A 13,343-nucleotide genomic window follows, 5' to 3' on the forward strand; every position below is an offset into this window, starting at 1 on the left:
ACATTACCGAATAACTAAATGTGGATACCTTTTATGGAGCAAAATTCTCAATCACAGTTAAAACTTCTGATCATTCGAGGTAAGGAACTGGGATACCTGACCTATGCTGATGTCAACGATCACTTGCCAGAAGAAATTATTGATTCAGATCAGATTGAAGATATTATCCAAATGATCAATGATATGGGGATTCAAGTTCTTGAAGAAGCCCCTGATTCTGATGAGTTATTACTTTCAGATAATGTTCCTGATGAAGAAGCTGTTGAAGCAGCGACAGCATTGGTACTTTCTAATGTTGAATCAGAAATAGGTCGAACTACCGATCCTGTGCGTATGTACATGCGCGAAATGGGGGCGGTTGAACTTTTAACCCGTGAAGGCGAAATTGACATCGCAAAACGTATTGAAGATGGGATTAACCAAGTTCAAACCTCTGTTTCAGAATATCCAGAAGCGATTACTTATCTTTTAGAACAATATAATTTAATTGAAAGTGGTGAAGTACGTCTGTCTGATCTTATTACTGGCTTTGTTGATCCGAATGCTGAAGAATCAGCAGAAGAGTTGCCGGAAGAGTTAGATGATAACGAAGAAGAGATCGAAATTGATGATAGCGACGATGAAAACGAAGAGGAAGACAGTGATTCTGCTGATGACGATGTCTCTATCGATCCGGAAGTTGCCAGAGCTAAGTTTGCTGAATTAAAAGAACAGCACGATAAAACTTCAGCCGCTATCAAAAAATATGGACGTGCACATAAAAAAGCACAACAAGAGATTGAAAATCTATCCGAAATCTTTAAACAATTTCGTTTAGTGGGTAAACAATTCGATATTCTTGTAAATAATATGCGCAGCATGATGGATCGCGTAAGAGCACATGAGCGTGTGATTATGAAGATCTGCGTTGAGCAGTGCAAGATGCCGAAAAAACAGTTTATGACCCATTTTACCGGCAATGAAAATAACATGAGCTGGTTTAAAAAAGCCTTAACGGCTAAGGGTGCTTTTGCCGCAAATTTAAAAGAGTTTGAAGAGCCTATTGAAGCTGAAATTAATTGTTTGCAGCAAATTGAAACGGAAACTAATTTATCTATAGAACAGATTAAAGATATCAACCGACGTATGTCTATTGGTGAAGCAAAAGCTCGTCGAGCTAAAAAAGAGATGGTTGAAGCGAATTTACGTTTGGTTATCTCTATTGCGAAAAAATACACCAATCGAGGATTACAATTCTTAGATCTTATTCAAGAAGGTAATATCGGTTTGATGAAAGCTGTTGATAAATTTGAATACCGTCGTGGTTATAAATTCTCAACTTATGCTACATGGTGGATCAGGCAAGCCATTACTCGTTCTATTGCTGACCAAGCCAGAACGATTCGTATTCCGGTGCATATGATTGAAACAATCAATAAGCTAAACCGAATCTCTCGTCAAATGTTACAAGAGATTGGGCGTGAGCCAACTCCAGAAGAGTTGTCTGAGCGCATGCAGATGCCAGAAGAGAAAATACGTAAAGTGCTGAAAATTGCCAAAGAGCCAATTTCCATGGAAACGCCGGTCGGTGATGATGAAGATTCACACTTAGGTGACTTTATTGAAGATACAGCGCTTGAGCAACCATTAGATGCAGCGACATCAGAGAGTTTACGAAGCGCAACTCGTGATATCTTATCAGGATTAACACCGAGGGAAGCGAAGGTACTACGTATGCGTTTTGGTATCGATATGAATACTGACCATACACTTGAAGAGGTCGGTAAACAGTTTGATGTTACACGTGAACGTATCCGTCAAATCGAGGCTAAGGCATTACGTAAATTACGTCATCCAAGCCGTTCTGATGTGCTTCGCAGTTTCTTAGAGTAAATCTTACTATCTTATCTATCGCCACTTTTGTGGCGATTTTTTTTAACTTATCACGCTAGAAGCCATGAACCTACTACAACGTTTTAAAATCGATCCGTTTCTATTAATTTTAATTTGTGTGGTGCTGACTGCCAGTGTATTTCCTTGTGAAGGGCAAACTAAAGTTGTTTTTGAATACTTAACAACGTTTGCTATTGGCTTATTATTTTTTATGCATGGCGCTAAGTTATCATTTCAGGCCATCGTTGTCGGGATTAAAAATTGGCGACTGCATCTATTCATCTTTGCTACGACTTTTATTCTTTTCCCTATTTTAGGCGTACTAATGCAATTTTTAGTCCCTACTTTCTTACCTTATGAACTCTATCTTGGATTTGTCTATCTTTGTGTTTTACCCGCCACTGTTCAATCAGCAATCGCCTTTACATCCATAGCCAAAGGTAATGTTGCGGCTGCAATTTGTAGTGCATCAGCATCTACTTTATTAGGGGTATTTATAACGCCTGTATTAGTGGGTTTACTTATGCATACTCAAGCGGCAGGATCAATGAATTTGCTTGATGCTATCTCATCAATTATGCTCAAACTGATGTTACCATTTGTACTCGGTCATCTCTCACGGCGATTTATTGGTAAATGGGTCGATAAATATAAAACAGTGATTGCTAAAACAGATCGCTTATCCATTTTGTTAGTTGTTTATGTTGCCTTTAGTGATGCGGTTGCTAACGGGATTTGGTCTAAAATTAGTTTGCTATCACTTATAGAGATTATCTTTTATTCTATCGTCTTATTAACCATTGTATTGTTGGCGACCACATATGGGTCGCGACTATTAGGTTTTAATAAAGAAGATGAGATTACCATTGTGTTTTGTGGTTCGAAAAAAAGCCTTGCTAGTGGCATTCCAATGGCAAGTGTTATCTTCCCAATGTCGATAATGGGCATTATGATTTTGCCTTTAATGATTTTTCATCAAGTACAACTCATGATCTGTGCTGTACTGGCTGCACGTTATGCAAAGCGAAAAATGTAAAAATTGTTTTGCTCATTGCTTGATTCTCAAGGATAATAGCTGGGCTATTAACAACAGAAAGATATATTATGTTTCATCTATTTGCTGATTTAGAATTTACAACCATTGTATTATTAGTTTTGGCACTATTTTTTGTTCTTTTTTATGAGGCAATTAATGGTTTCCATGACACAGCTAATGCTGTGGCAACAGTAATATATACAAGGGCATTGAAAGAACAACTTGCCGTTTTTATGGCAGGTATGTTTAACTTTTTTGGCGTATTGCTCGGCGGGCTGAGTGTCGCTTATGCTATTGTTCACCTTTTACCGACAGATCTTTTACTTAACGTAAGCTCAGCGCACGGGCTTGCGATGGTATTTTCCATCTTATTTGCCGCAATCATTTGGAATTTAGGCACTTGGTATGTAGGTATTCCTGCATCAAGTTCACATACCTTAATTGGATCGATTATCGGTGTGGCACTGGCTAATGCTTTTATTACAGATACATCGATCATTGATGCACTTAATATACCTAAAATGATTTCAATCTTTTTATCATTGATTATTTCCCCTGTTGTTGGGCTTGTGATTGCCGGGTTGATGATCTTTTTACTGAGAAAATATTGGACTCGCAAAGGTCAAAGTAAAAAGAGCCGCAAAAAAAGAGAACGTATTTTCATGACGCCTGAACAGCGTGAAAAGCTTTATGGTAAAAAGAAACCGCCATTTTGGATCCGTATTATGCTAATTATTTCGGCGGCGGGAGTGAGTTTTTCTCATGGCGCTAATGACGGACAAAAAGGGATTGGTTTATTAATGCTGGTATTAATGGGTATTGCGCCGGCCGGCTTTATTGTTAATATGCAGGCTTCTACTTATGACATTACCAATACTCGTAATGCTATCCATAATATTGAAGAGTATTTTGTCACGCATAACCAAGAGCTTAATTCAGTGATTGGTTCACAAACTGCTGTTGATACAACTATTCCTGAAACTGATTTAAATAAATATCATTGCGATTATTCTCGCTCTTTTACCACCTTAGGTATTGCTAATAACTTATTTAATAAACTCAATGATTATGAAACGCTAACAGTAGACCAACGTTCACAAACCAGACGCATTTTACTATGTTTATCTGATACGGTATCACATGTGGCTAAACAACCTAATGTGTCTTCACAAGATAAGCAATACTTAAAATCATTAAACAATGATTTACTTAAAACTGTTGAATATGCGCCAATTTGGATCATTATTGCTGTCGCATCAGCGCTGGCTGTTGGTACCATGATTGGTTGGCGACGTGTTGCTATTACCATAGGTGAGAAAATTGGTAAAAAAGGCATGACTTATGCACAAGGCGTCTCAGCACAAATTACCACTGCTTTATCAATTGGGATTGCAAGTTATACCGGTATGCCGGTTTCGACAACTCAAGTGCTTTCATCTTCAGTAGCCGGTACTATGATTGTTGACGGCGGCGGTGTACAAAGTAAGACAATAAAAAATATTGCGCTGACATGGGTTTTAACACTTCCAATATCAATTTTGTTATCTGGGTCACTTTTTTGGCTTGCTCAAAAATTGATTTAGTAGTAAAAATAGAGTACTGATTATCAATTTAACTAGGAAGTTAAAAATAGGAAGGAGTAAAGTATCATGGCTTATAAACATATATTAGTCGCAGTTGATTTATCACCAGAAAGTGAAGTGCTTGTCGAAAAAGCAGTTTCTATGGCCCGACCATATAATGCTCAAATCTCATTGATTCACGTTGGTATTAATTATTCAGATCTTTACACCGGTTTAGTTGATATCAATATGAATGATATGAAAGATCGTATTACTGAAGATGCGCACATTGCTTTAAATAAATTGGCTGATGAAGCAGGTTATCCAATTGCACATACCCTCTCCGGAAATGGTGAATTTGGTCAAGTATTAATTGAAGCTATCCATGAATATGGGGTTGATTTAGTTGTTTGTGGTCATCACCAAGATTTTTGGAGCAAATTAATGTCTTCTGCTCGCCAACTCATCAATAATACTCACATCGACACATTAATCGTGCCATTAAAAGATGATGAGCCAGCGCAAGAGCCAGCAAAATGAAATGTTAAACATCAACCCGCTTTATAAGCGGGTTTTTTTATTAAAAAGATAATATTTTTGTCAAGAACTTTCAGAAATACTATACGTTTGAGTATAATTTAAAGAATAATTTTCTAGTTAACCTGTAAAGTATTCTAAAAAATACTCAGATAATTCTTAATATACAAGGAGATTGAGTATGAATATCGCTTTAGTTACCGGTGCATCTTCAGGGTTTGGTCAAGCAATCTGTCGTAAGCTTATTGCTGACGGTTATAAAGTTGTCGGTGCTGCTCGGCGTATAGATAAATTGCAAAAGCTGGCAACAGAGTTAGGTACCAATTTTTTTGGATTATCTTTAGATGTCACAAAGAAAGATTCGGTTGAGACAATATTATTACAATTGCCTAAAGAGTTTCAGCCAGTTGATATCCTGATTAATAATGCAGGGTTAGCCTTAGGATTAGAAACAGCTGATCAAGCTAATTATGATGATTGGGAAACCATGATTGAAACCAATATTATTGGTTTAGTTCATTTAACCCATCAAATTTTACCGGGTATGGTTGAGCGTAATTTTGGCTATATCATTAATCTTGGATCGGTAGCCGGAACATACGCTTATAAAGGCGGTAATGTTTACGGCGCTACCAAAGCATTTGTTAAACAATTTAGTGCAAATTTACGTACTGACCTTTTGGGAAAAAAAGTCAGAGTGACAAATATTGAGCCGGGGTTATGTGGTGGCACTGAGTTTTCTAATGTCCGTTTCCATGGTAACAATGAACAAGCCGCAGCTGTCTATGAAGGTGTTGATTACATCACGCCGGAAGATATTGCCAATACGGTGTCATGGTTGGTTAACACACCTGCACATTTTAATGTTAATTCCATTGAAATTATGCCTGTTGCACAAGCTTCGGCAGGGTTAGCGGTGAGTAAATCACTGTAATAGTCAAACCAGCATTGGCATTGAGATTATGGATCTCGATGCTGTTAAATTGTAAAAAAATGGATTTTGTCAACAAAATAGACTTGCACTTATGCTAATGGATTGATATTCTTTCTTCTTGTAATTTTGATTGAGGTTTATGGGTAATGACATTTACTGAAGTAACAAATACATTTGCGACAAGTTTGCCAGGTACAGACAGTTATGTAAAACTGCGTAAAGCTATGCGAACTTTAATTCAAGAAGATCCAAAAAATGCATCGGTCTATTTTTTGATCTTTGGCTTTGCTCGCACTTATGTCATGTTATATGAAGATCAGGAAGTTTCGCCACAGTTTGCCGAAGATAATCAAAAATTGATGTTATCGTATCTCAATATTCTTGATGAAGCATTAAAGAAACAAGATGCTCAAAGTATCTACCAAGCTTTAAACAAGGTAGTCAATGAGTACGAAAACAGCAAAAAAGTTTTTTAATTAATACAGCCTGACATGAAAATGTCGGGCTGTTTTGTTTTAAGTTTAATATAGAATTTTATTCAAGGAAAAATAATGAACATTATCATGACCATTATTAGCATGATTGGCACCACAGGCACTATTATTAAATATAGGGCGGGTTGATTTTTCCTTAAAAATATTGAAAAACCCGCCAAAAAAGGCGGGTTTTTTACTTTATATACAAAATAGGTTCAAAATCTTAAAAGTTACAAACTAATATTTTGAATAAGAACTGGCATAAATTAGGATAATAAGTAAAGGTGTGATATGAAAGTTTTAAAATTTGGAGGTACATCTGTCGCTAACGCAGAACGTTTTTTGCGTGTTGCAGAGATTATTGAAAATAATGCAAAGCAAGAGCAGACAGCAACTGTTTTATCGGCACCCGCTAAAATTACCAACCATTTGGTTGCAATGGTCGAAAAAACGGTCGCAGGGCAGGATGTTGAAACTAACATTTATGATGCAGAGAAAATTTTTGCCGATCTATTAGAAGGTATCTCAAAAGCAGTACCTAATTTTGCCTATGACGAAATGAAACGGTTTGCACTCAATGAGCTTAATAACCTTAAACAGTTGCTAGAGGGGATTGGGCTATTAGGTCAGTGCCCTGACAGTATTAATGCTTCAATCATTTGTCGTGGTGAAAAACTTTCTATTGCTATTATGCAACAGTTACTAATAGCAAAAGGTCATGCCGTAACGGTCATCAATCCTGTTACAATGTTAATTGCTCAAGGCGATTACCTTGAATCGACTGTCGATATTGTTGAGTCATCACATCGAATTAGTGAAATGCATATTCCACCTGAAAACATTATCTTAATGGCTGGTTTTACAGCGGGTAATGACAAAGGTGAATTAGTCGTGCTTGGTCGTAATGGTTCAGACTATTCAGCCTCCGTGTTGGCTGCATGTTTAAGGGCAAGTTGCTGCGAAATTTGGACAGATGTTGATGGCGTTTACACTTGTGATCCTCGTATTGTGCCCGATGCTAAATTATTAAAAACAATGTCTTATCAAGAAGCAATGGAGCTTTCTTATTTTGGTGCTAAGGTGCTTCATCCAAGAACAATCTTACCGATAGCTCAGTTCCAAATTCCTTGTTTAATTAAAAATACCAACAATCCTGATGCACCCGGTACATTAATTGGGGCAAATGTTGTTGATTCAACAACACCGGTAAAAGGTATAACTAATCTCAACAATATGGCAATGATTAATGTATCCGGACCGGGATTAAAAGGTATGGTTGGCATGTCAGCCCGTGTTTTTTCAGCCATGTCCTATGCGGGTATTTCTGTTGTACTTATTACCCAATCATCATCCGAATATAGCATCAGTTTTTGCATTCCACAAACTGAGCTATATCGAGCGGAAGAAGCATTAAGTGATGAATTTTATTTAGAGCTTAAAGACGGTTTACTTGAGCCAATTGAGGTGATTGATAAACTAGCTATCATCTCCGTCGTGGGTGACGGAATGCGCACGTTGCGTGGTCTGTCGGCTAATTTCTTTACCGCATTAGCTCGAGCAAACATTAATATCGTTGCTATAGCGCAGGGTTCTTCTGAGCGTTCTATTTCAGTTGTTGTCGATAATGATGTGGCGGTAATGGGCGTTCGGGTCACTCATCAAATGTTATTTGGCACCGATAAAATGTTAGATGTTTTTGTGGTGGGTGTTGGTGGTGTTGGCGGTGCCTTAGTTGATCAAATTGGTCGCCAACAACAATGGCTCAAAAACAAACAGGTCGATCTGCGTGTTTGTGGTTTATTTAACTCTAAACATAGCGTACTTAATCGTGATGGTATTGATTTGACCAATTGGCGTGAGCAGATAAAACAGAGTCAAATACCTTATACATTAGACAGTATTATAGAGTTTGCGAAAAATAATCGATTACTGAATCCTATATTAGTTGATTGTACTTCCAGTAATGAAGTTTCCGATAAGTATGCTGATTTTTTAGCAAACGGTTTTCATGTTGTCACCCCTAATAAAAAAGCTAATACCAGCTCCATGGCTTACTATTTACGCTTACGTCAAGAAGCGGCAAAAAGTAAGCGTAAGTTCCAATATGATACCAATGTAGGTGCTGGTTTACCGGTTATTGAAAATCTACAAAATTTACTTAACGCTGGTGATGAATTGATTAAGTTCTCAGGCATCTTATCTGGGTCATTATCGTTTATTTTCGGTAAGCTTGACGAAGGGATGTCATTGTCTGAAGCTACCAAATTAGCTAAGGAAAAAGGTTTTACAGAGCCTGATCCACGTGATGATTTATCGGGCACCGATGTGGCAAGAAAATTGTTAATTCTAGCGCGAGAAGCAGGATTACAGTTAGAACTTGATCAAATCAATGTCGAGTCTGTTTTACCTGCAGAGTATGCGCAAGGTAGCATTGATGAATTTATGGCAAAATTACCTCAGCTCGATGCTCAGTTTAAAGCAAAATCTGAGCAGGCAGCCAAAGAGGGGAAAGTATTACGTTATGTCGGCAGTATTGATGGTAATCAATGTAGCGTTAAGATTGAAGCGGTGGATAGTGAAGATCCTCTTTATAAAGTCAAAAATGGCGAAAATGCATTGGCATTTTATACAAGATACTATCAACCAATTCCACTGGTTTTACGTGGCTATGGTGCTGGCAATGATGTTACCGCAGCAGGTGTTTTTGCGGATATTTTACGTACAACATCAGGTAAAATTGGAGGATAAATGAGCCATAAATCTATAACTGTCTACGCACCTGCATCAATGGCTAATATTAGTGTTGGTTTTGATATTTTAGGTGCTGCCATTAATCCGATTAGTGGGGCAATGCTTGGGGATTGTATAACGGTTGAATCGGCTAATGAATTTAATTTGATTAGCAAAGGGCAATTTGTAAAAAAACTGCCTCGTGATCCTAAATACAATATTGTTTATCAATGTTGGCAGCGTTTTTGTAAAGCAATGGGGAAAACGTTGCCGGTGAGCATCACGCTTGAAAAAAATATGCCAATTGGTTCTGGATTGGGGTCGAGTGCTTGTTCTGTTGTCGGGGCATTTGTTGCTTTAAATACGTTTTTCGATAAACCTTTTAATGAGTTTGAAATGCTTTCAATGATGGGGGAACTTGAAGGACGGATATCCGGTAGTGTGCATTATGATAATGTTGCGCCTTGTTACTTAGGTGGCATGCAATTTATCCTTGATGAAATGGGCATCATTAGCCAAACCATTCCACATTTTGAAAATTGGTATTGGGTAATGGCTTATCCCGGCATTAAAGTATCGACAGCAGAAGCACGAGCCATATTACCTGCTCAGTATCAAAAAGCAGATTGTGTTGCGCATGGTCGTTATGTCGGTGGTTTTTTACATGCCTGTTATACTCAGCAACCAAAATTGGCCGCCGCGATGTTAGTGGATAACATTGCCGAGCCTTACCGTAAACAATTATTACCAAACTTTGATGAAACACAAAAACGGGTGAAACAACTTGGCGCACTTGCTTCGGGTATTTCCGGCTCAGGACCAACCATGTTTGTCATTACGGATAATCTTGATACAGCTGAGCAAGTAGAATCATTACTGAAAAGCGACTATTTGCAAAATGATGAAGGTTTTACACATATTTGTAAAATCGATACGCAAGGTGCAAGAGTTATTTAAGCTTGATTAAGAAAACAAAATATTAGTGAAATTAAAAGATTCCAATGGTTTTTGGTGAAGTTGAAATCCCAAACAACCCACAATTAAAGTATAAAGATAATCGGAACATATTATGAAATTGTATAACTTAAAAGATCACAGTCAGCAAGTTAGTTTTGCCCAAGCGGTTGAGCAAGGGCTAGGAAAAAATCAAGGTCTGTTTTTCCCTGAGCAATTACCTAAATTCTCAGCTAATGAAATTGAGTCTCTGTTAAAACTTGATTTTGTTACTCGAAGTGCCAAAATTTTATCTGCTTTTATTGGCGATGAAATTAGTCATGAAGATATGCAACGATTAGTCAAAAATGCCTTTGAGTTTCCTGCACCAGTCAAATCAGTTGAAGAAGATATCGGAACGTTGGAACTCTACCATGGTCCTACCTTAGCATTTAAAGATTTTGGTGGGCGTTTTATGGCTCAAGCCTTAGTTCAAGTAGCTGCCGATAAAAAAATCACTATTTTAACCGCCACTTCTGGCGATACCGGTGCGGCAGTTGCCCATGCATTTTATCATTTACCAAATATTCGGGTCGTTATTTTATACCCTGAAGGTAAAATCAGCCCACTTCAAGAGAAACTATTTTGTACCCTCGGTGATAATATTCATACAATCGCAATTCAAAGCGATTTTGATGCTTGCCAATCATTAGTTAAACAAGCGTTCGATGATGAAGCATTAAAATCAGCTATAGGGTTAAACTCAGCTAACTCTATCAATATCAGTCGATTATTAGCGCAAATTTGTTATTATTTTGAAGCGTATGCTCAGTTAACGCCAAAACAGCGTGAGCAGTTAGTTATTTCGGTGCCAAGTGGTAATTTTGGCGACTTAACCGCAGGCTTACTGGCGAAAACCATGGGATTACCAGTTAAACGTTTTATTGCTGCCACCAATGCTAATGATACTGTTCCACGCTATTTAGACACGGGTAAATGGGAACCTCATGCTACTGTGGCAACTTTGTCTAACGCTATGGATGTGAGCCAACCAAACAATTGGCCTCGGATTGAAGAAATCTACAAAAGAGAAAACTGGGTGTTAAAATCATTAGGACACGCTGCCGTTTCCGATGAGGTTTCCAAACAAAGTGTCCGTGAATTAGCCCAAAAAGGTTATCTCTCTGAGCCACATGGCGCCATTGCTTATCGTGTACTTCGTGACCAGCTGCAAGAAGGTGAATATGGTTTATTTTTAGGTACAGCTCACCCAGCTAAATTTAAAGAGGTTGTGGAAGAGATTTTGGGGCAATCAATACCACTACCGAAAGAACTTGCTGAGCGTGCTGATATGCCATTACTTTCGCATTATATGTCCGATGATTTTACCAAATTACGCGATTTTCTAATTAAGTTAGATTGGTAGATTACTCTGAGATCGCCGCTAATTTAGCGGCGTTTTTTTATTATCACCATTCAAACAAACGTTGAATAAACTAATGTGATGTGCATTAGATAACTGAAATCTTGTTTAAATCTATATTTTCAGCTATTGTAATGCCAATTATGTCATTATAAGGATATTATTATGTACTGTCCGTTTTGTAATGCAGATGATACCAAGGTGATTGATTCACGCCTGGTCGGTGAAGGATTTCAGGTGCGTCGTCGTCGGCAATGTGTGGTATGTAATGAACGTTTTACCACATTTGAAGTAGCTGAATTAATTATGCCTAATGTCATCAAAAGCAATAAAGTTCGTGAGCCATTTGATGAAGATAAATTACGTAATGGTATCAAACGAGCATTAGAAAAACGCCCGGTAAGTTTTGATGCAATTGAAGATGCAATAACCCGTATAAAATCAAAACTGCGTGCAACTGGCGAACGTGAAATTCCAGCTAAATTGATCGGTGATTATGTGATTGAAGAGCTAAAAAGTCTTGATAAAGTGGCTTATATCCGTTTTGCTTCTGTCTACTTTAGCTTTGATGATATTGAACAATTTAGTAATGAAATTGCCAAGTTACAACAGAAATAAACTGCAATATGACACTTATGAGCGATAAAGATCAGCATTACATGCAGCAAGCTATCGAACTTGCTAAGCTCGGGCGCTTTACAACGACACCTAATCCAAATGTCGGTTGCGTTATCGTTAAACACGATCAGATTATTGGTAAAGGCTACCACTTTAAAGCAGGGCAGCCACACGCCGAAGTGTATGCACTTAAAATGGCGGGCAAAGCGGCGCAAGGTGCAACTGTTTATGTCACGTTAGAACCCTGTAGCCATTATGGACGAACTCCACCATGTGCTGATGCTCTTATTAAAGCTGGGGTGGCTCGTGTTGTTATTGCGATGCAAGATCCTAATCCAACCGTTGCCGGTCAAGGCATAAAACGGTTGGTTGATGCGGGAATTTTGGTAACATTAGGTGTTTTGACCGAACAAGCCGAAGCGCTTAATAAAGGCTTTTTAAAACGAATGCGAACAGGTCGACCTTATGTACAACTCAAACTTGCCGCATCTTTAGACGGTAAGATCGCAATGGCTTCCGGTGAAAGTCAATGGATAACATCGATAGCTGCAAGGCAAGATGTACAGCAATTTAGAGCGCAAGCGAGTTGTATTTTAAGCACCCGTGCAACAGTGCAAGCCGATAATGCTAGCCTCACTGTACGCTATGCCGATTTGCCTAACGATATTAAACAGATCTATCAGCCGGAAAACATCAGACAACCCATTCGCGTTATTATCGATAGTCAAAACCAACTAACTGGCGATGAAAATATTTTTCAGCAGCCAGGCGAGACATGGGTTGCCCGCAAACAAGATATTGCCATTAATCAACCAAATACTCAGTTAATCATTGAATCCTCAAACCATAATCATATTGATTTAACCCAATTATTCAAGCAATTGGCTGACAATCAAATTAATTCCGTTTGGGTTGAAGCGGGTGCTCATTTAGCTGGAACCTTAATAGAGCAAGATCTAGTTGATGAACTTATTATCTATTATGCACCGAAACTATTAGGTCATCATGCACAAGATATGTGTATATTACCTAATTTACACCAGTTATCTATGGCGCCAAATTTCCAATTTGAATCAGTGGCAATGATTGGTGAAGATTTGCGTGTTATGTTGAAAAGAAAATAACGGTCTTCTTTAAGAGAGTTAACAAATAACCTAGTATCGATTGGCATTTTTAAGCTTAATATTTTCTTTAACGGTTACTAAAAAATATAAGCGATTTG

The 13,343-nt window shown here is 38.0% G+C and carries 11 protein-coding genes; all 11 read left to right on the forward strand.

The genetic code is table 11. The annotated features are described in order from the left end of the window. The first annotated feature begins 33 nt into the window (after nt 1–33). Nucleotides 34–1,872 (forward strand): RNA polymerase sigma factor RpoD, encoded by a 1,839-nt coding sequence (gene rpoD / locus J3U74_RS00615; RefSeq protein WP_267329922.1) that lies wholly within the window; start codon nt 34–36, stop codon nt 1,870–1,872. 64 nt (nt 1,873–1,936) lie between these two features. Further along, nucleotides 1,937–2,908: a bile acid:sodium symporter family protein gene (locus J3U74_RS00620; protein ID WP_267329923.1), complete on the forward strand. Its 972-nt coding sequence runs from the start codon at nt 1,937–1,939 to the stop codon at nt 2,906–2,908. 68 nt (nt 2,909–2,976) lie between these two features. Continuing rightward, on the forward strand, nt 2,977–4,491 hold the full coding sequence (gene pitA, locus J3U74_RS00625; protein WP_220218042.1) for an inorganic phosphate transporter PitA: 1,515 nt from the start codon (nt 2,977–2,979) through the stop codon (nt 4,489–4,491). Nucleotides 4,492–4,557: 66 nt separating this feature from the next. Further along, a complete protein-coding gene (uspA, locus tag J3U74_RS00630; RefSeq protein WP_220218041.1) occupies nt 4,558–5,010 on the forward strand; it encodes a universal stress protein UspA in 453 nt (150 codons plus the stop codon). A gap of 178 nt (nt 5,011–5,188) precedes the next feature. After that, nucleotides 5,189–5,941, forward strand: coding sequence for an SDR family NAD(P)-dependent oxidoreductase (locus J3U74_RS00635; protein WP_220218040.1), 753 nt, complete (start codon nt 5,189–5,191; stop codon nt 5,939–5,941). A gap of 146 nt (nt 5,942–6,087) precedes the next feature. Beyond that, a complete protein-coding gene (locus J3U74_RS00640; protein WP_220218039.1) occupies nt 6,088–6,417 on the forward strand; it encodes a hypothetical protein in 330 nt (109 codons plus the stop codon). Nucleotides 6,418–6,708: 291 nt separating this feature from the next. Continuing rightward, nucleotides 6,709–9,165, forward strand: a complete 2,457-nt coding sequence (gene thrA / locus J3U74_RS00645; protein WP_220218038.1) for a bifunctional aspartate kinase/homoserine dehydrogenase I — start codon at nt 6,709–6,711, stop codon at nt 9,163–9,165. Next, nucleotides 9,166–10,104, forward strand: a complete 939-nt coding sequence (gene thrB, locus J3U74_RS00650) for a homoserine kinase (RefSeq protein WP_220218037.1) — start codon at nt 9,166–9,168, stop codon at nt 10,102–10,104. It abuts the gene before it with no gap. A gap of 112 nt (nt 10,105–10,216) precedes the next feature. Continuing rightward, nucleotides 10,217–11,506: a threonine synthase gene (gene thrC / locus J3U74_RS00655; RefSeq protein ID WP_267329924.1), complete on the forward strand. Its 1,290-nt coding sequence runs from the start codon at nt 10,217–10,219 to the stop codon at nt 11,504–11,506. Between the two features lie 162 nt (nt 11,507–11,668). Beyond that, nucleotides 11,669–12,121, forward strand: a complete 453-nt coding sequence (gene nrdR, locus J3U74_RS00660) for a transcriptional regulator NrdR (protein WP_220218035.1) — start codon at nt 11,669–11,671, stop codon at nt 12,119–12,121. Nucleotides 12,122–12,138: 17 nt separating this feature from the next. Further along, nucleotides 12,139–13,245 (forward strand): bifunctional diaminohydroxyphosphoribosylaminopyrimidine deaminase/5-amino-6-(5-phosphoribosylamino)uracil reductase RibD, encoded by a 1,107-nt coding sequence (ribD, locus tag J3U74_RS00665; protein WP_267329925.1) that lies wholly within the window; start codon nt 12,139–12,141, stop codon nt 13,243–13,245. Nucleotides 13,246–13,343 lie beyond the last annotated feature (98 nt).

This window comes from Gilliamella sp. B3892, from assembly GCF_026536305.1.
Classification (GTDB): domain Bacteria; phylum Pseudomonadota; class Gammaproteobacteria; order Enterobacterales; family Orbaceae; genus Gilliamella.